15 protein-coding genes are annotated in these 20,071 nt (G+C 35.9%); 1 reads left to right on the forward strand and 14 read right to left on the reverse strand.

The window, feature by feature from the left end; all coding sequences use genetic code 11:
- Nucleotides 1-10: 10 nt before the first annotated feature.
- The 14 genes from pglZ to BLP54_RS06145 all read right to left on the reverse strand — a co-directional run bounded on the left by pglZ (nucleotide 11) and on the right by BLP54_RS06145 (nucleotide 19,577).
- Nucleotides 11-2,527 carry a BREX-1 system phosphatase PglZ type A gene (gene pglZ, locus BLP54_RS06080; protein WP_090167792.1) on the reverse strand — a complete coding sequence of 839 codons (2,517 nt, stop codon included), beginning with the start codon at nucleotides 2,525-2,527 and terminating at the stop codon, nucleotides 11-13.
- A 15-nt stretch (nucleotides 2,528-2,542) separates the two neighbouring features.
- Complete coding sequence (locus tag BLP54_RS06085; RefSeq protein ID WP_090167794.1) at nucleotides 2,543-3,418, reverse strand: abortive infection family protein; 876 nt, start codon at nucleotides 3,416-3,418, stop codon at nucleotides 2,543-2,545.
- 14 nt (nucleotides 3,419-3,432) lie between these two features.
- Nucleotides 3,433-6,042 carry a BREX-1 system adenine-specific DNA-methyltransferase PglX gene (pglX, locus tag BLP54_RS06090; protein ID WP_090167797.1) on the reverse strand — a complete coding sequence of 870 codons (2,610 nt, stop codon included), beginning with the start codon at nucleotides 6,040-6,042 and terminating at the stop codon, nucleotides 3,433-3,435.
- A gap of 16 nt (nucleotides 6,043-6,058) precedes the next feature.
- Nucleotides 6,059-9,718 carry a BREX-1 system adenine-specific DNA-methyltransferase PglX gene (gene pglX / locus BLP54_RS06095; protein WP_090167798.1) on the reverse strand — a complete coding sequence of 1,220 codons (3,660 nt, stop codon included), beginning with the start codon at nucleotides 9,716-9,718 and terminating at the stop codon, nucleotides 6,059-6,061.
- Nucleotides 9,719-9,736: 18 nt separating this feature from the next.
- A complete protein-coding gene (brxC, locus tag BLP54_RS06100) occupies nucleotides 9,737-13,342 on the reverse strand; it encodes a BREX system P-loop protein BrxC (protein ID WP_090167800.1) in 3,606 nt (1,201 codons plus the stop codon).
- A gap of 16 nt (nucleotides 13,343-13,358) precedes the next feature.
- A complete protein-coding gene (locus BLP54_RS06105) occupies nucleotides 13,359-13,937 on the reverse strand; it encodes a DUF1788 domain-containing protein (RefSeq protein ID WP_090167802.1) in 579 nt (192 codons plus the stop codon).
- On the reverse strand, nucleotides 13,937-14,545 hold the full coding sequence (locus BLP54_RS06110) for a DUF1819 family protein (RefSeq protein ID WP_090167804.1): 609 nt from the start codon (nucleotides 14,543-14,545) through the stop codon (nucleotides 13,937-13,939). The genes BLP54_RS06105 and BLP54_RS06110 overlap by 1 nt, the downstream gene beginning before the upstream one ends.
- Nucleotides 14,532-14,762, reverse strand: a complete 231-nt coding sequence (locus BLP54_RS06115) for a helix-turn-helix domain-containing protein (protein WP_090167806.1) — start codon at nucleotides 14,760-14,762, stop codon at nucleotides 14,532-14,534. The genes BLP54_RS06110 and BLP54_RS06115 overlap by 14 nt, the downstream gene beginning before the upstream one ends.
- Nucleotides 14,763-15,109: 347 nt before the next feature.
- Entirely contained in the window at nucleotides 15,110-15,403 is a 294-nt protein-coding gene (locus BLP54_RS06120; protein WP_143001997.1) for a hypothetical protein, read from the reverse strand.
- Between the two features lie 252 nt (nucleotides 15,404-15,655).
- Nucleotides 15,656-15,865, reverse strand: a complete 210-nt coding sequence (locus BLP54_RS06125; RefSeq protein WP_090167807.1) for a hypothetical protein — start codon at nucleotides 15,863-15,865, stop codon at nucleotides 15,656-15,658.
- Nucleotides 15,866-15,909: 44 nt separating this feature from the next.
- A complete protein-coding gene (locus tag BLP54_RS06130; protein ID WP_090167810.1) occupies nucleotides 15,910-16,896 on the reverse strand; it encodes a helix-turn-helix transcriptional regulator in 987 nt (328 codons plus the stop codon).
- Between the two features lie 99 nt (nucleotides 16,897-16,995).
- Nucleotides 16,996-17,559: an HNH endonuclease signature motif containing protein gene (locus BLP54_RS06135; RefSeq protein ID WP_207646777.1), complete on the reverse strand. Its 564-nt coding sequence runs from the start codon at nucleotides 17,557-17,559 to the stop codon at nucleotides 16,996-16,998.
- A gap of 12 nt (nucleotides 17,560-17,571) precedes the next feature.
- Entirely contained in the window at nucleotides 17,572-18,693 is a 1,122-nt protein-coding gene (locus tag BLP54_RS06140; RefSeq protein WP_090167813.1) for an SseB family protein, read from the reverse strand.
- Entirely contained in the window at nucleotides 18,693-19,577 is an 885-nt protein-coding gene (locus tag BLP54_RS06145) for an ADP-ribosylglycohydrolase family protein (protein ID WP_090167815.1), read from the reverse strand. The genes BLP54_RS06140 and BLP54_RS06145 overlap by 1 nt, the downstream gene beginning before the upstream one ends.
- A 267-nt stretch (nucleotides 19,578-19,844) precedes the next feature.
- Here BLP54_RS06145 and BLP54_RS15805 point away from each other — a divergent pair.
- The coding region (locus tag BLP54_RS15805; protein ID WP_176754486.1) for a helix-turn-helix domain-containing protein at nucleotides 19,845-20,071 on the forward strand (227 nt) is incomplete at its 3' end.

Below are 20,071 nucleotides of genomic sequence, written 5' to 3' on the forward strand. Positions count from 1 at the left end.
ACTTTATTTATTACCACCCAAAATCATCTGCGAATGTTAAATCCATAATAACTGGATGTCTAAATAATTCTAATCCCGTATTATCATCTATCACTACTAAATAATACTGCTTATTTTTGTCATATTTTTGATTTTTAAAATTAAATCTCAATCTAAATATACGCTTTGCAGAATCAGGTTCCCTGCTATCGGCCACATAAATATTCTCATTAGAAATACGTTCATCATCCTCAGACATAAATACAAGTCGATAAGTTGTTTCTTTTACAGTATCGCTAACTGGCTCTGACTGAATAAAGTCCATACCAGTAATCAAATTTGTTATCTTCTGCACCATACTTACAAGGCTGATTGATGCAGGCTTTGTCTCCATATGGCCACGTTCCATCTTGATATCAAGTACCGGAATAATCATTTCCTGTGGTGATGAACCACCATGAACAAAGTTCTGACCTCCACCAGAAACCTTGAATACATTGCTGCTTGTTGGGAATGAAACAACCTTGTCATCCTCATATCCGAGCACATATCCTAAGCCTATATTTGCTACACCATCTTCTGTAATAGCACTTTTAGATACGATATACCTACGGTTAATCCAAGCATCTTTTCCGTTCACACCGCCAATCTTATCACTCTCAGAAATCTTCTCTCTCTTATAAACGAAGCCATGATCTGATGTGACTATGAATCTGTATGTATTTGCATTTGTAGAAATCTTTCTTATCAAGTCTGAGATCTCTTTAAGTGCCTCTTCACATGCAACAAATACCTCATCCTCTGTATTTGCCTTATCACCTCTGGCATCAATTTGATTATGGTATACATAAACAACTTGTTTACCGGTAAAGATATTTCTTAAATCTGTTTTCTTAAGATTTTTGATATCATCAAACTGTACACAGATGCTATCCTTGCAATGCCCCTGAAGCACCGTCTGTCTACCGGCTAAATCGTTACAAAGCACATCATCAGCATAAACTTCATAATCATCTCTCATTTCAAGAGTCTTATGCGGTAAAAGTGCAGCCATGCCAAGTCTTGTATATGAAGGCAATGAACTCATCATAGGCGAAAGCTTAGCCGTACAGCGGGGATCATCCTTCATTTGATTAAATAATTCTCTACCAACCTCATATCGCATCGCATCTGAAATAATAACAACAGTTCTTTCTTTTGACTGATTTACAAATCCATTGTAGAAATTGCGCTGTAATGGAAGAACTACAAGACCATCCTCTCCGCAGAATGCAGTATTCCATCTTGGAATTAAGTCGTTAAGATACTCGTTGGTATAAATATTTTCTACAAGAGTCTGCAGCTCCTCGTAGCCAGTTGTGTCTTCAATCTGATCATAGTAAAAGTAGAATTTTCTATACGCCATATCAATCAGACAATCTTCAGATTCATACTTTTTCACTATGCTCTTCATATCATCACTACCGCCATAATTTGCAGCATTTACAATGGTTAATGCATTCTCAAGCATTTCATAGGCATTCTCATAAACCTCTCCAAAATGCATCTTTGAACGCTTATCGCATATTTGAAGCAAATCCATTTCATCAAGCTTTGCTCCGACATCCTCTGATATTAAGCGTTCAGTAATCCACTTAAGAATCAGTTCATCAACATATGAAAAAGCATCTAGGTGAACAATATCTTCTGGGTTGTATTTTGCTAAATTGTCTTCTACTTTAAGACCTTTTGCTACATGAGTAGATAATCTATCATAATCTTCTTTGTAAAGAACACTATTCATCAGGTTATCAAGAAATGCTATTACATTTCCCTGCTTCATAGATACAAAACTTCGCCAAGATGCTGGAACTTCGCCCTGTAGATATCTTGCAGCGTATGTTACAAATAGAGTAACTATTAGCCTTTCCAAAGAAGGATCTGCGTCTACATAGCCGAATTGCTGCTCACAAAGTTTCCAGAAAGCTCCAAGAAGCTCATATTTATCCATTTCCTCAAGGTACTTATTATCTTCAACATCTCCCTCTGTGATAACAATACGAACCACCTCTTCAAAAGAACATGTTCTGGTTTTACATACAGCGCTCAATAACCCTACTAGGATGTTCTCTTCATTGAAGTTCTCAATCTCAAGGTCATAAAAACGCTGTGTTCTATCCTTATTAGCAAAGAACTTAATGTGTTTCTCTATTACATGTTTATATTTTTCTTCAATTCCCAAATCCACTGAAAGCAAGGAAGCTCTATCTGCAAAGAATCTCTTAGAATAAAGCATCGTATCTTCCAGATGATTATCCTTTATTTCTGGCTTTGGAAATGGTGCGTATATAAGATAATTAGTTGTTGTATCCTCCCTCTCAAGGAAATACTTCGTATAAAACTGATTATCCTTTTCAAGCTTATATACTTTGGCATTATCAAGTTCAACTAAATCCATATCTTCTTCAAATTCAGCCTTATCGTCATACCAAAAAACAAGCTTACGTGTTTCGCCTGTAAACTCAGTGTTAAGCCTATCTATTATTTGTTTTAAATTTAGCTCTGCCATAAACAAATCATCCTTTTATTCTTTCTTTTTATGATCAGATATCATGTATTCGCAGAAAGTTATTGATGCATTCATAACTAATCTTGCTTCAGATTCTCGAATATTAATTCTTTTTGAACCTACTCCATGTGCATCACTATTAGCATTTCTCATTTCAGCAACTGCATGTACAATCTTCTCAAGTCCGCCAAGTAAACTATTAACTCTTGCATCATATTCTTTCGATTGTTTCATTCCATATAGTGTTTTAACTTGATTATAGAGTTTTATTAAATCCCCCTTTGAAACTATATCCTCTTTATTATCTTCCAAAATCTGAACTAATACTTCCTCCATCAAGGTTCGTGATTTTGTTACAACGCTATCATAATTTCCTTCACTAAGATCTTTATTACATCTCTCTTTCAATCCTTGTACATATGACAATGAATATACATCAAACTTTGGAGTATCTATTTTAACTTTCTTTCCTATTTCGTTAATGTAAAAATGTCCATTAATATACTGTAATTCATGCCTAGACATCTTGATTAAATCATTAATATACTCGATTGCCTTCGGAAATATCATTTTATATACTGTGTCAATTTCCTCAAGTGTCCCTAGTTCTCTAAGATTTTCAAATCTATCTTCACAAAATATATACTTTAAAAATTCTTCTGTTCGATTATTCTCTATTGCAAAATCCATTAGTGCCGATATATATTCCCACCGACTACCACATGGTATTTCTGTCATTCCAAAATTGATGCACATATTATGTAACTCAGTTCCAGTATAATAAGGCATTCCATATTCTTTACCATTATATGTAATTAAATCCGGTCCATTTCCTTGAAGAAACTCATATATGTCTTTTCTTCTAAGGAGCTTAAAATCTTCTATATTCAAAATAACACTCCCCTCTAAATTAAAGGATGCTTTTTAAAATCCCACGAAGTTTCAAACGAATCCCAGTCTTCTTTTGAAAGACTTACATTCATCTCAGTAATTTGTTCTACCTCTTCTTCCTTATCTAGTTTACAAGGTATTTTAATTACTGTACCACTATTAAAATCTAAGTTCGGTGCTATTATCTTGATAAAATAAGACGCCACTACTGAATTCATCAATCCAAGGTAATAATCAATATTTCCATGTTTTGCAAAGCACATAGAGCCTTTTGTATTATATGCAAATCCTTTAGGACTTTTTCGTAATCCAAATTTATTTGATAACGTCGACCATGTTATACCCTCTTTAAAAAAATAATCCGGATCGCCAGTTCTAATAGCTTTATTCTTCGTACGATCACTAATCATTTTTTTTAAGGAAATTACATATTCATGTACTCCATACCACTTTCTATATCCACCACCTTTATGAAGTGGTATCCAATCTTTATGAGTAATCTGCTCTACACTCTCTGCTGTTCTATTAAAATCAAAATCATTAACTTCATACCAAAGTTTTAAATAAAGATCATTATTCCCGGCTACTAACCCAGCCTTAGGAATCAACTCGTCACTTAATGTTTTACCTTTCAAAATTTTTAAATCCTTATCGCTACAAGGGTATGTAAATTCTGAGCCTTCTGTATCCAAAAATATCTCATTATCATGAATGAAAAGCTTATCATTATAATCTTTTTCTGTAATACAGTCACTCTTTGAACTTATATTAGATAAATCAACATAAGTAGTTTTGTATTTTTCAATCTTGTCTCTAAACACAAACGCTACTGTACCAAAGCCTGCCTCGAAGGCATCAGCTCCTAAAGGCAATATACTTTCAAATGATTCTGTCGATAGGATTTCTTTTCTCATTGAAATATAACTTGATAAACTTAGCCAACTGTCACCCGTAACAAGTGCTGAAAATCCAAATGCATTTTTCATCATGGCTGCCTTTTTTATAAATATGGCATAAAAATCATATCTATACTTCAAGTAATGCTCCTTAGAATACTCCACGAGTTTCTCACTCATATTCCCCATGTATGGAGGATTTGTTATTACAGCGTCATATTTTTGAATCATATTCCTGGCCTGCAGAATTAGAGGCGTAACGTCGTTAATAATTGCTTCACTATTTAGTGCATCAAACATATTTTCATAACTGTTTTTTTCTTTTATTTCACTAACTTTACGTTCTAACTCGTCTAATTCTGCATCGGTAATATCAAGTGTTAAAATCGAACCATATTCCTTAGCATCAACAAAAGCATTAATTAATCTTTCTCCTATTCCACCTGATTCGCCAAGACTTTCAAGCGCTGCCATATCAATCCCATTGCTTTCTCTAATAGCATATACGTTACAAATCGCACCATCATTTAAGATTCTACGATTATACTGTCTTGCCTTCATTAACACAGCAAAATAAGCGAGCTGTGCAGCTCGTTCATCGATATCTAATCCAAAAAGATTGTTTTCAAGAATACTCTTTGCAGCATCTCTTTGTGTATATCCGGCTGATTCATAAATCTGCATAAGTACATCAAATGCATATACCAAAATATGCCCACTACCCATGCATGGATCTATGACTTTGATATCCTCCGGTGAGAGTTTTGCATATTCTTTTCTTATTTCATCTAACTGTGCTTGAACATCAGCTTCCTGCTCAACCTCGTCAAGATAATACTTCCATCCGGTCTTTAACGAATCATTTGGATGTCCCTCAATCCAAAGCCTACCAAGACTGTTTTCTACCATGTAGCGCACAATCCAATCTGGAGTAAATAACTGTGTCGCTGATGGAATACGCTCTTTAGTAACCTTTACATTATTCTTTAGAAGAGCAAATGTTTCATCCTTAAGCTCTGAATTGTAGTACTGATAAAGCCAGCCAATTATCTCTACCTGGCCCCCCTTTTCAATATTAAAATCATCCTCTTCAATATCATGCACAAGATGGTAGACTACACCGTCCTGGTCTACAAATGACACATTAAGTAGTAGCTCTGAATAATCGCTTGTATTCTCAAATAGCCTTGGAAGCATAGAATGCAGGACATTACACTGCTTTATGAAGAGCAACCTAAAGCATTCATCCAGTTTATTATCATTTTTAAGCTCAATAATCTGCTGTTTCTCAACTTCAGTCAGTTCCAACTCAGCATCAAAAGGAGTTGTTACAATATCGGGTTCTAGCTTTCCTGTTTCTGATGAAAGTACTCTTACATGCGCGGGCATATAGTCATTTACTTCCATGAAACGTACAGCAATCAGACGATTGAACCATGTGTAAGCAACCTCTTCAATCACACTGCTATATGCGGTTGCATAGTCTGATTCTTTCTCTTTCTGTCTAATGATATCTACAAGCCCTTTACGCTGCTTAATCTCTTCACCACGAATGGCATATGGCTCCGCTGTTCCTATATCATAAAACTCTACATCAAGAGTAGACTGAGAAAGCGCATCAGAAATTCCTTCTGATGTAATCCCCATAAGACCTGCTTTATAACTAACATCTGCTATTAACTTGTTTCTTGCCCATATAGCAAAATTTCTGATTGCTGTTTTATTCACTGTCTCACCTCAATAATTAATTCTTTTTGAAGTCCTTAAACTTCTTATCATCCATCATGATAGCTTTGCTGTCTGCAAGAACTTCATAAAGCTTGCCATCAGTTCCAAGCTGTACTTTTTTGTAGTTATACTTAACACCATCATCAAGATCTAGTTCTGTTCTTGCGAGTGCCAAATGTCCAATCTTTTCATCATAATCACGACATTCCTTGAGCTGCTTCTGAAGCTTTTCTTTACGCTTTGTTGCAGCACCAACTTCACGACTATTAGTACTATGATCTATCATGTCCTGCATACGTCCAATCTCTGATTCATATACGCGCTGCATTCTATGTAGATAATCCACACGTAAATTTCCAATTGTATCAGCATTGTATCTGTGGAGATAAATCAATGCCTTAAATCCATTCTGTTTTCCGCTGTCAAAAAGCCAATAAATAGGTCTTTTACCTGAACCTGTAACTGAATATGTTTGGCAATGATCCTTAAAGAAATCGGATACAAAATAATTTCTAATAATCTCTCGTGATGAATTACCTTTATTTCCAAGAGCTTGTGCTATAAAATCTAAATTCTGCTCTAAAGTATCTTCGCCGTATACCTTTTTAAGCCACTCAACAAGAAGGCCTACAATATCATCCTCAAAATATTCCTCATCAGTGATAGGCAGAATGTTGTCTGCATCAGGAATAAATGTCTTGTACTTACTTGCATCCCATTCGCCGCCTGCATAAGCAAGACCTTCTACATCAAGTGAATAACGTCCGAACATACAACCTACTGCATATGAAAGAAGGCTCTTAATATCGCGTTGTAAATCTGCTTTTCGAACAGTTACATCCTTATCTTCTACCTCTGGAGTAAGCTCATCCTGTAAACCATAGATATCTATAAATATACGATTAAGTTCTTCCTCGTTTGCCTTAAGCTGATTGAAACGATTATCACACTCAGCTTCCCATTCTTTGTATTTATCTGAAATTAATCTTCCCATTGTGTCTCCTTTACACAAAGCGTGACATTGATAATCCCAAGAGGTCTCACTAGAATCCCAGTCCTCTTTCGATATGTCAATTGCCACTTTTACTTTTTCATCAATATCTTGTCTTAATTCTATTTTTACTGGGGTTTTACCTAAAGGGCCTTCATGATAATCTAATGTTGGCGATATCATCTGCAAAAAACACTGCATTACTGGAGAATTATACAATCCTAAAAGATAGTATAACTTTTCGTCCTCTGTAAAACACATAGAGCCCTTTGTTTCAAAAATAAATCCACTTGGAACATATCTCATTCCAAACAAACCCGAGGCTATAGTTGACCAAGTCATACCTTTGTGAAAATATAAATCTCTATTGATAACTCTTCCGTTCGATTTAACCCTAACATTAGGGGTGTTATCTATGTAATCGCAAATTGTTTTTCCACCATTTTCGTAGTTTACAATATAGTCGGCATTCCCGTACCAACGTCTAAATGTGCCTCCCTTTGTTACCGGAAACCACTTTTTATTGCTAGCAATTGCTTCATCTTGCGAAAGCATACCGTATCCTATTTTCCCATATGTCACTTCCGTCCAAAGTCTTAAAAATAGATCATTATTTGTAGTGGCAAGACCTTGTCTTGGTCTAGCAACATCATAAAGAATTTTATTACCAAAAGCTGCAAGCAAAGCTTCTGATGCCCAATATGCAAAAGTTTTTCCTGGAATCCTTGCAAAATTCTCCTGTGAAATACAGAATTGATTTTTACCCTCTAAAAACATATGCTCTTTAGCATCTTGAGACGTTCCATCCACTAGCCTTCGGTATACGCCCTTATACCCTTTTTCATATCTTTTAGCCAGTACAAAGCTCGCAGTTTGTACCACCTCCCCACCAATTTCTTCAAAAGCTCTTGAACCCAAGTGTGCCATATTACACACATCATAATTTAAAACTTCATTTCTTAGCTTCTCAAAACTCGTCAAAAATAACCATGCTTGCTGCGTTATCATCGCAACATATCCTGAACCGATTGACATTTTCAAGCTTTTTTCTACAAAAATAGAAAATAAATCTGTCTTGCTATTAGGATAATTTTTGGTTACATACTCTATTAACTTTTTTCCACCTTTACTAGGAGAAAAATATGGTGGATTAGTTGAGACCACCTCATATTTTCTCTCCATTTTCTCCCCAATAGCAATTATCTCCTGTAATCGATCCTGTGTCTCATCAATACCAATAGTATCTAATGATATCTGTCCTTCTACGCTATTCTTAACAGCAAACCTTCTAAGCAACTCCCAATCATATTTTTCTACATCAAGAATAGAACCATATTCCTTGGCGTCTCTAAAAGTATCAAGTAACCTTGTTACCTGGTTCATTGCATCATTTTTTTCAATTTCATTTAAATCAGCTCCAAAATACTTAAGCTGATTTCTATTTATGCTATTGCTATCCTGGATGGAATAAACATGGCATGGTGTATCTGCAGATAATATCCTTCTGTTATACTGCCTTGCCTTCATCATGACAGCAAAATAAGCCATTTGATATGCTCTATCATCGATATCTAAACCATACAAGTTATTCTCTAAAATGCTCTTAGCTGCATCCCTCTGTGAATAACCTGCTGACTCATATATCTGCATAAGAACATCAAATGCATATACGAGAATATGACCACTTCCCATACATGGATCTATGAAATGGATATCTTCTGGATTAAGCTTTGCATACTCCGCATGAATCTCATTAAGTTTATTTTGAACATCTGGCTCCTGTTCTGCTTCTTCAAGATAATACTTCCATCCAGCTTTTAGAGAATCATTTGGATGTCCTTCTACCCAAATACGGCCAAGGCTGTTCTCCACCATGTAACGAACAATCCAATCCGGTGTAAATAGCTGTGTTACTGCTGGAATTTCTTCTTTTGAAATCTTTCCATTCTTAGCAAAGGCTTCATTTTTAGGCTCAGTATTGTAGTACTGATACATCCATCCAATAATCTCAACCTGACCACCCATCTCAATATTAAAGTCTTCCTCAGGAATATCATTTACAAGATGGTAAACTACACCTTCCTTATCGATAGCAGAAATATTAAGAAGAACTTCTGTATAATCAGATGTCTTTTCAAAAAGCGCAGGCAAATATTCATTTAAAGCATTACATTGTTTGATGAAAAGCATTCTGAAACACTCATCAAGCTCATTATCATTTTTGAGTCTAATGATTTCTTGCTTTTCATCATCTGTAAATGGTAATTCTGCATCAAATGGATTTGTAACCAAATCCGGCTCCATCTTGCCGCTTTCAGATGAGAGCACTCTGATATGAGAAGGTAAATAATCATTTACCTCCATGAATCTAACCGCTATAAGTCTGTTAAACCATGTATAGGCTACACCTTCGATGATATATTTATATGCAGTAGCATAGTCTGTTTCGTTAGCCTTTTGATTAATTGCATTTACAAGGCTGGTTCTCTGCTTAATGGCTTCACCTGTAATTGTATAAGGCTCGGCTGTTCCTATATCAAAGAATTGTGTTTCTCTTGTAGACTGAGGCAATGCATCTTTGATTTCCTCAGATGTAATACCCATAAGTCCAGCACGATACTCTATATCAGCTATTAACTTATTTCTTGCCCATATAGCAAAGTTTCTTATAGCAGTTTTATTCATGCCTTATTATCTCCAATCTTAAAATTCTACATTTACGATGTCATTCTCATTTAATTCATCAAGCAATGACTTCTTAAGTTGATCAATATATTTATCTACATCCTCAGCCTTTTCTATTCTCCATGATGAAGTATGTGCAACAGTCTTGATTGTTACATTCTTTGTCTTCTTCTTAGGAACCTTAACTAGTACATCAGGTGTTGGCACATCTCCCATTGCTGCATTTTCAGCTGCCTTCTTTGCAGCAATAGCAGCATCTAATTCATTCATTTCGTCTAACAAACGAATCTTAAGAGCACTCGCTTTATCCGCATACGCTCTAAGTCTAGAAACATTGTTACATGTATCTGCACCATTCCAAATTTCAACAAACATTTCCTGATACTCAGGCTTCTTTTCATCTTTATATTCCTTAGTATCAACTACCTCTATAACTCTATCTCTATCAGCTTCGATAGATTGTTTTACTGGTACTGCAGCCTTTTCAAGTATGTCTGTATAAGCGTTCATGAACTTATTTCTAAGGTCAGGAAGCTTTGGAATCTCTCTGTATGGAGCCTGCATCTCAACAATTGATTTAATCTGAGCTACAATATCCTCCAAGGCCTTATCTACAATGTATGTTTTACTATCATCATAGATTTCAAGCATATCGAGAGCTCTTGTGAATATCTGCTGTTGCTCACCACCAAAGAATGTTTTTACCGGCTCGTAATCCTCCGCATAATCAAGTAAATCATCCTGGTGCTTAGATACATACTCATAAAACTCTTTAGGCTCTGTTATCTGTACAACTGCCTGCATGAGTTTCTTTCCATCATCAATAACCTTCTTTCCTGGATATACGTACTGATTGTAATTAACTAAAAGAGTATTCATCTCACCAATTCTGTTCTGTGAATACTTTTGGAATGTTCTCATACCACTATCTTCATCTTCCGATGTAAGTGAAGTTCCAAATAGTTCTTTAATTACGGTCTGTACTGCCTTCTTTTCTTTTTCAGGTACACGGACTCTAACTTCCATGAGAAGCTTGTCTACGTACTGCTTTTTAATAATATAATCAACAATTTCATCTGCCGACTTATTCATTACAGTTACAACAGATCCGTTGACCGTAAATGTTAAATCTCCGCGCTTATATAATCTTGCTACAAGCCAATGAACGTCATCCTCTACGAATCCATATGGAGCAGACATAAATCTGTCTTTAATAGTCTTCATAGATGTCTTGATATGTATCTGTGAGTTACCTGATATAAAACTAAGTACATCGTCAAGTGCGTGTTGGTTAGACTCACCTTCACTACCTAAATCAAGCTTTAACTGATTTGTTGCAGCAAACATCTTTCTAATATTGGTCTCATCAAATGCTGCATCAATATATGAAAGCTTGTGATAAACTGTCTGAACAAGTCTACCAATAGCCTCATTGATTCTAGATGTAACTTCCTTTGATGAAAGGTTTGCCACATCACCATTTACATAGATTGTTGATTCTTTAAGCGCTTCTGTAAGGTAAAGCTTTGCGTTAGAATTACGCTCACGCATCTCAACACGCTTAGCTTCCTTAATAGTTTCATACTTAGTGAGCTGCGAAGATGTATTAAGTCGAAGGAACTTCTCAATCTTCAAATATGTCATAAGCTCTTCAAGGAATGCTGCATCATTTGGAAGAAGCACCACTACTTCCTGGCTTGTACCTGACATCATACGAAGAGTTGCATCATCATTACCTCCGTCATACCAAGGTGTAAGAACACGAAGTCCTATATCAAAATTCTGATTAGACTTGTAAGGTCTATCATCAACAGTCTGATTAAATGAAAATGCATATCTACCGTTAAATGCTGGATAACGGTATCTCTTATCAGAGAAGATATCCTCAAAAATCATTTCAGATACTTTATTGATAACCTCTGCCATCTCAACATTCTGACTTTCAATTTCACGATTGATTTCCTGCTCTTCATCAGTAAGGAATACATACAAGTTTCCATTCTTCTGTACAAGCATCTGCTGTTGTAGAACCTTTAAAGCCTCCTCAACTCGCTCTTTAAGCTCAATACGGTCGTTGTCGATGTTATCAATCATAAGACTAGTGATATTTTCTACATTAGCCTCAATCTCAAGTATGTACTTAATCATAAAAAGAGTCTTGAGAACATTAATTGCAAATACATCCTCAGTCTGTCCCTCTGGATTAATCTTTGTGTTATCAAAAGCCCTAATAATTACACTTCTATGACTATGATCCAAGAAGTTTTCAAGAGCGTCATAGAATCTATGAAATGGCACAATTGCACCTTCTGATTCTTCCATGATTTTTACTGCGGATTCTTTGAATAGTGCAAGCATTGAGCGCTCACCTTCTGATAAATGCTTGCCTGATGCACCATGAGTACGAATTGATGTAAGTACACTTGCAAGCAAATTAAACTGATAAGGAACAAAAGGATACACAAGAGCAAAATCATTTTCGTCTGAGTACAGTTTCTTCTCTACACCATCATTAAACACGATAAGATTTTTAATAATTGTTGCTTTCTGCTCATAGAGAAGTCTAAGTGTCTGAGCGCCAGTTTCATTCTTATCCAAAATTCTCTTCTTAATAACTTCATCAACGTTTGCTGATGACAGAGCAAGTCTTGTAGCAAAACGTCCCTGAATCTTAGAGAAGTCGTTGCCCTTAACTTTCATAATGGAATCAACGTCCTGTTGGCTGGTTACAACAACCCATGCTTTTCCTTTACATTCTTTACTAAGCTCTTCTCTTACGGTCTGCAGATTGAGCATAAGGTTAGAATCATCACCGATATACTGGCCAACTTCATCAACCATGAATACAACGTGACGATTTTCACCCTTTTTATCTATATAAGCTTTTACTCTCTTTGCAAAATCCTCAATACTAATGCGATATGTTTCAGAAGCTTTTTCACACCAGTTACGGGCTGCTGGTTCACTCATAAAATCAATTTTTACAAGCGCCTCAACAACATCATCTTGGATGAAATCAAATTTATGTCTTGATTCTTCCCACTCTGAGCCATATTCGTCTTCAAAGGCTTCCTTAAAGGCATCATACTTTCCTTCATCGGTAAGCTGACTCTCCAAGTCTGCAAGATGAGGAAGACTACCGCAGAAGCCCTGCATCTCATTAAAGACCTTAAGGAATACATTTACGATTGCATCCTTATTCTGCTTACTGTTGCTATCACTCTTTGAATCAATATTAAAAAGTACAACGTCATTTTTTGTCTGAGCTGCAAGCTTCATATCAGACAGAACCATTGCATCACTTATCTTATTGTCATCAATAAAGTAATCGATGGCATGCTTACCATCTATCTCCTTGTTTGCGAGGATATATGATAAGATTTTCAAGAAGTGAGATTTACCACTTCCAAAGAATCCGGAAATCCATACACCAATTTCATTTGTATTTCCAGTAATTCCCTTCTTATATGCTTCAAAGAAATCTGCAAAATGTTTCTGTAATTCTCTAGTAACTACATACTCTTCTAATTCCTGAGCAACGTTTGTTTCTTCACCCTGGCCTACGATAATTACGCCTTGAATTTCACGATCAATAGGCTTCTGAAACATTTCTTTAATCTGCATTGTGTAACCCTCCTGACTACTTCACTAATTTAAAAGCACGATAATAATTGTCGTCTTTTATCTCACCAAACAATATCAGTTCCTGCTCGTTGTATATTCCGGGAAAGAACATAACAACAGGAGCGCTAACAAATGCTTGATGTAAATTGTTTAATACCTTGTGTGACCTGAGTATAGGGAAGCATTTACCCACGCCAGTTAAAAATACTACAGCGTTCTCAGGCGTATGATCCTTTATATACTGCACAATATAGCTGTCATCATCGTTAATTTTCATTGAGTTGCTAACAGCTTTTGTAATTCTCTCAAGTCCTTTTTTCTTTTCGAACTTATAGCAGTCTTCCAAAAAATCATTTTTCTTGAGAAAATCTATTATTATGTCATAAAGATCAAATACAACCAATTCAAAATCCTCTGCACCTTTTGAATTACGATTCTGCATATATTTGATTCTTTCTCTAACCTCAAGCTCGTGCTCTGGTGGATAATCAAATACCCAATAATTTACTTCATTAGCCCTTCCACTACTTTGTCTGAATGATGGCTTCTTAATGGCCTCTTCCATTTTATCTAGGCGTTCTATAATATCTGCCATTATCTAATTCCCTCCAGTGCTTTTGCTATCTGTCCGTATCCATAATCATCAAGCCAATGCTTTAATATTGGATCTAATACTGGCTTTAATATTGTTCGCTCTGCTGCTCTATTATTATCATCAAGAAGTCCCGCCTCAAACAACTGAGTCTTATAGCTACGTGAAAGCCTCTTTACTGTGGCTTCTGTAAGCTTTTCAACATCCTCATGCTGCTCCTGCTTATTCTTGAAATAAATGCTAAAGTCTGCATCTGTCAAAACATTATTTCCGACTATCAACTTTTCTCTAAGCACTTCATATACAAAGTCAAAAAACAATGTATCATGTGCAAGTGTACCCGCTAATGCGAAAAGTTTTTGTGTTGAAACATCGCTATCCATAAATAATGGATAAAAGCTTTCATCCAAAGATTTGATTCTTGCAGTGCATGTCGAATAAATCATCTTTGCTCTAGCTGGTGTACTAGCACCAAATATATTTTCATCCTCACTAAGCTTTTTTATCTCATCAAAAGATTTACCAGATGATAACATCTGGACCTCTTTTCTAAACTCCATAAACCAAAATGAGAATTTAACTGCTCCAGCACTATACTTATTTCTTTTCAACTGTGTTTCCTCCGTCATCTGGAATCATTTCCATAATGTCGCCAACATCACACTTGAGGAATGCACAGATTCGAGAAATAACATCCATAGATACATTCTCATTTCTGCCCATTTTTGCCATAGTATTAGGACTTGCTTTAATCGCATCCTGCAAGTCCTTTTTTTGCATGTCTAAATCAATTAGCATCTTCCATAGTTTCTTATAACTTACTTTCATACTTATTCCTCGCCAAATGTAAACAACGACTGAAAATTGCTTATAAAAGCACTGTTTATATGATAACATTTGGCTAGAGAAGTAGCAATGAAATAACTTCACAAACCTATAGTTGAACTTCACAAAGATATATCCCAATTCTTATGCTTTTTTCTAGTTAATCACCCTATTATTCTAATAATTTAGGCTTAATTAAAATTATTAAAACACACCATCTTTTACACATTCACTAAAATATGAACAGGTAATACAACACTGCCCACAACTTCTCTTTTCAATCCTTTTCTTTTTCTGTAACCAATAAATAAGTTTCCTCATAAACATCCTTCTCCCCCTTTTCCGCTATATCACATTTCATATAGCTTATAATTGCATCGATTCAAGATAATTGTCTCCTCTACTGAATCGCCCATCGTCCAGTAATAATATCCTTCATAGTAGTAATAAATATGTTCTTCCCCCCAGAATATCGCTGGAAATCCGAAATGTCGTATATAAGTCACTATTTTAGGAAATTCCGACATATCGTTTTTATCTAGCTTCTCCTTAACTATATACTCATGCGGTGCTCTATCAGCATACGTTTTTGCAAATATCCAGTTTTGTCTATTTATAAATTCAGCAAAATCTTTTTTCTCCATATAAAACCTCTACATACTAAGATTTTCCATTTTTTATCTATTTTATATTCTACTCATGACATTGTAGTTTTATCGGACAGCTCAAAGCCTTGATTTTGCTGCATTTTTACATCAAAAAAGCAGCATCTAGTCAACTCTTTAGACCAAATGCTGCAAATCTGCATCAAATATAACACCTAAAAGGCTCATAATATTATTTTCTGTTGAAAAAGTCAGAACTCCCCTCTTTTTCTTTAAACGCGCTTTTGATAATTATTTCATACTGTTTTTCATGGACTCCATCATAATATCCAATAAATGTTGCTGTAAATCTGTCAGCTTCTCAGTCTCCTGTTCATAATATGTACCGGCCTTATCCTCAGAAATCATTCCCTTTTCTATCATGTCATAAAACATCCAGAATTTGAAAAACCATTCTGCAGATTTTTCAATATCTTCCCTGGTGCATTTAATTTCTTCCATGGTGTTTACCTCCTGAATGAAATTAGACTAACATATTTCTATGTCTAAACCGTTAACCTATTCTGAAGTTCTTTCTTATACATCTCTACTACAGCCTCTGGTCCCGTAATCGCAACATCTTTTCCAAGGCTGAATATCCATCCAAAGAATTGTAAACTAATGGCAACATCAACAGCTATCTTGCTTCTTCCGTCATCTACTGGACGAATACTTATATCTTTTCCGAATCTATCTATAAATATACCTACTTTTTCATTAGGAAACTCAATATGTACACGTTTGATTTCACCACCAAACATTGAAAAGTTCTCAAGGGCATATGTAGTCATATCAAAATTTTTAAAATGTTCCTCCCCATCTCGCTTTTTGTCAACAACGGAAAGTTTCATCATCTTATCTACACGATAATGCTTTACCTTACCAGCCTCTGAATCATAAGCTACTAGATAATAGTTCTCATCTGCCCACGTAAGAGCCCATGGACTCACCTTATATTTTTGCCCTTCTTTGCGTGGCTCCAGCTTTTTGTCAATAGTCCATGAACAATACAAAAACTCTATCTGCTTATTATTCATTAGCGCTGTATGAATCGAATCCACAGAATAATAAATACTTTCATTCATAGTCTTGATTCTGTCATTGACGTAAACCTGTCTTTTCAGCTGCTTCGCCTGGTACTCGCTAACAAAAGCATTCATTTTTTTAATTAAAACATCCGATTTACTTTTTGATATGAACTTCGAAGACTGAATTGCATCAATCAGTAGCTTTACCTCTGCTAACTCAAAAGTACGACTGCCTACATGATAATAAGTCTCACGACCTTCCTGTTCCTTAATAACCTCGATACCAAGCTCATTCTCCATAACTTTAAAATCATCGTAGAGACTCTTTCGTTCCGCGGTAATATCGTACTTCTGCAGTTCCTTTATAATTTGAGGCAGAGTAAGCCGATGCTCATCATCTGTCTTTTCCTGCATTATTTTACATAGATAACTTAATTTTAATTTTTGATTAGCCCCTTTAGACATAAAGATACCCCCTATTTATACTCAATCTTTCTTGAGTATAGCATAGGAGGGATGATTATTGGACATATTCACATAATCTAATTCTTAAAAATATTCTGTCTAGTATATTCCGTTATTAATCTTATCTTTAATCTCATCAGCCTTTTTTTGACAAGATTTCATCATCTCAATAAGCTTCCTATGATTTTCCCAATGAGATGACCATAGTTCTTTACCAACGACTTTTTCAAAATCAACCTTAAGTGGCGTGTACTTTTTCTCAAAGTTCGACAATCGTTCTATTCTCGCTGCTAAATCTTTTATGCCCCTAGACTTTGGAGATAATTTGGCATCGCCTAGCATCCACTCTTTCCAATTCTTGTTTCCTTTACTCTGATTACATTTGCCGCAAGCAGGCACAAGATTATGGATTTCCGAAACATAGCCCGTAGGAGCTTTATTAATTATTAACGGTCTAAAATGATCCCACTCTGTATATTTGTCACCACAGTAAGCGCAACAAATTGTTTCCCTAGTCATCCCTAAAGTTCTTAAAACGTCATCAAGTTCTTCTTCCGATGGTTCTATAGTTGGTATTATCCCATTTACAAACGCATTAGTAATGCTAGACGTTCTTCCTGTAATTTTCATCGGTGTAGGCATTCTAAAAACATCTTTAGGCATATTCTGTACCCCCTATTTCTCGACAAGTCTAGACTTCATATTACCAATTATATCAAACAATCCCTTATCAATCACAATTGGATTAGAAAAAGCATCAACAACAATACCAACAACATCGGCATCATTTCCTAGCGCCAGCTTCATTGCTTCAAAAAAATGCTTCTGGACTTTAGAAAAATCATTGCCGTAATCGCCCATTTCCTCCCTACTTGAGAATACAGGGAAGTAATACTTGTCACCATTCTTAAGTATATCTGGAATCATCCTGATATCATCAAGTGCTGAAAATGTTTTGCCTACAATTTCTTCCTCATCCCTCTCTGCTAATTCTTCGAGGAATTTCTGATCAGCTTCTCCCATTACTACATTACATGGAATCCAAACTAGACTATCCCTCAGTAGTTCAAGCACATCGATGAAGTTACTTTCAGTCTTATCATCATTGAATGCTGCAATAGCTTCTCTCAACATACTGCCATCAGCCAAATCTTCAGGTGTAAGTTTTTGACTAGGATTCATATCACATAGTAAATGCTGTTTATTATCCTCATCCGTATATACGAAGAATGCAACCTTCTCATGCAGATGATATCCAAAATCCTGATCAGGCTCGTTTAAAAGTTTGCCGATAATGACTTTATCTCCAAGGTCTTCAATGCGTACCCAAACTTGTTCTGGCTGCAAGCCGTCTTTCAAGAGCACAACCTGGACATCATCTATGTATTCTTCATGTCTAAATGGATCAAGAAAATCAAATCTACGACTCTTGGCAACATTCTCATTTTCTTCATAGGTTTCCAGGCTAGAAATCTTATCCTTGAACAGCTCCATATATTCATCGTAAACATCTTCACTAAACAAGCACTCACACTCTTCTACTGCATCAGCTCGAAGCTTATACGTGATATCATTTGGTAAATCATAAAATTTAAAACCACCTTCATCTCCTTGCAAAGCTAAAGAGAGAATCTCAAATGTGAAGCCTGCCTCGTGGTCTACATAACCATAAACTAGAACACCATCAAACACCTCGTTCACATCTAAATCAGCTACAATATCCATTATGTTGTCATTGTTAAGCAATATGCTAAAGTTCTTGTAAAATGGCCTAAAGCCTAAATTCTTGTAGTTCATTATTGCTCCTCCTCATTAAAATAAGCATCCCTTATCTCTTTTGGAAAATATTCTATAGGCTCAACATATATTAATGGTATTAATCTAAAATCCCTGTCAAACTTGTCCAAAATATCTATAAACTCCTTATCTAGTCTCTTCACCGCCTCCGCCTTCATGGAATCAGGCACTCCATAAAAAGCCTCAGCGATGCTACCGGCGATGCAGGTAAGTGTGTCACAATCTCCTCCTAACGAAACCGCTGTCCTGATAACATCTTCAAAGTCTTCGCCCTCAAGAAAGGCAGTGATTGCCTCCGGAACAGTCTCTTGACAACTCTCCACATGATGATAAGTTGGTCGAATCTCATCACAAGTCCTGCTAAGATCATAGCCAAACTCTGAAATGATATATTCTTTAATTTCGTCCTTAGTGCATCTATTTCTAGCCATAAATATTGCACTAGCAACTGACTCTGCGCCCTTGATTCCTTCAAGATGATTATGAGTCACCTCAGCAGACCAGCGCGCCACCTCTCTGGTGCGCTCCAACGTATCAAACATCCAACCTACTGCAGAAACCCTCATGGCAGAGCCATTACCAAAGCTTCCGTATGGCTGAGGATTGCTAGATTTCAACCAGCCTGAGAATCTTCCACCGTACTCGCCCTGAGCATATCTTCCGCCAAAATCCTGCATACAATCTACAAATGCCGCTTTCATAGTCCGCTCATCTGCATCTGTTCCTACTAACATAATGGCCTTCGCAATAGCAAGCGTCATTACGCTGTCATCAGTGTATCTAATCCATTTTCGGGGATTGAACAAAATGAAATCCTTAGTCTTATCGCCCCTATCAAACTCATATGGTGCACCAATCATATCACCTAAAATTGCTCCGTACATATATCGCTCCTCCTTACTACCAGGCATTAGTCTTTTTCTGATTCTATAATAAAAAATGAGATGTACTTTAAAAAGCACACCTCACAAACGTTGGTTTTATGCAGTTTTCATCAATTACTCGTCCTTAAAAATCTTATTACCTTAAGTGAAATTTTAAATTCCGGTTTTATGGGCTTTTTTTCTCTCAAACTGGAATTTAGTCTTGCACAAGCATTTTTTATTATTCATGATTGTAAGTGGTTATCTGTCTGCCAGGGAGAATTAATTATGGCAAACAAAAAGAAAAGACAACGTCATTTAACTCTTACTGACAGAACTTATATTGAACAAGAAATCACATGCGGTTCTACATTTAAAAGCATTGGTTCAGCACTTGGAAAAGACCCAACCACAATCGCTAAAGAAGTTAAGCTTCATTCAGAAATAATTGAAGCTACAGATGTCGCAACGAGCTGTCGCAATTGCATTAATTATGATGATTGCGAAATCCATAA

It is taken from the genome of Pseudobutyrivibrio sp. 49 (genome assembly GCF_900100545.1).
Classification (GTDB): domain Bacteria; phylum Bacillota; class Clostridia; order Lachnospirales; family Lachnospiraceae; genus Pseudobutyrivibrio.

What these genes read in the sequence shown, in the direction of transcription:
- pglZ (WP_090167792.1), bottom strand. Translation starts at nt 2,527, where the DNA reads ATGGCAGAGCTAAATTTAAAACAAATAATAGATAGGCTTAACACTGAG.
- pglX (WP_090167798.1), bottom strand. Translation starts at nt 9,718, where the DNA reads ATGAATAAAACTGCTATAAGAAACTTTGCTATATGGGCAAGAAATAAG.
- brxC (WP_090167800.1), bottom strand. Translation starts at nt 13,342, where the DNA reads ATGCAGATTAAAGAAATGTTTCAGAAGCCTATTGATCGTGAAATTCAA.
- BLP54_RS06105 (WP_090167802.1), bottom strand. Translation starts at nt 13,937, where the DNA reads ATGGCAGATATTATAGAACGCCTAGATAAAATGGAAGAGGCCATTAAG.
- BLP54_RS06115 (WP_090167806.1), bottom strand. Translation starts at nt 14,762, where the DNA reads ATGAAAGTAAGTTATAAGAAACTATGGAAGATGCTAATTGATTTAGAC.
- BLP54_RS06120 (WP_143001997.1), bottom strand. Translation starts at nt 15,403, where the DNA reads ATGGAGAAAAAAGATTTTGCTGAATTTATAAATAGACAAAACTGGATA.
- BLP54_RS06125 (WP_090167807.1), bottom strand. Translation starts at nt 15,865, where the DNA reads ATGGAAGAAATTAAATGCACCAGGGAAGATATTGAAAAATCTGCAGAA.
- BLP54_RS06130 (WP_090167810.1), bottom strand. Translation starts at nt 16,896, where the DNA reads ATGTCTAAAGGGGCTAATCAAAAATTAAAATTAAGTTATCTATGTAAA.
- BLP54_RS06135 (WP_207646777.1), bottom strand. Translation starts at nt 17,559, where the DNA reads ATGCCTAAAGATGTTTTTAGAATGCCTACACCGATGAAAATTACAGGA.
- BLP54_RS06140 (WP_090167813.1), bottom strand. Translation starts at nt 18,693, where the DNA reads ATGAACTACAAGAATTTAGGCTTTAGGCCATTTTACAAGAACTTTAGC.
- BLP54_RS06145 (WP_090167815.1), bottom strand. Translation starts at nt 19,577, where the DNA reads ATGTACGGAGCAATTTTAGGTGATATGATTGGTGCACCATATGAGTTT.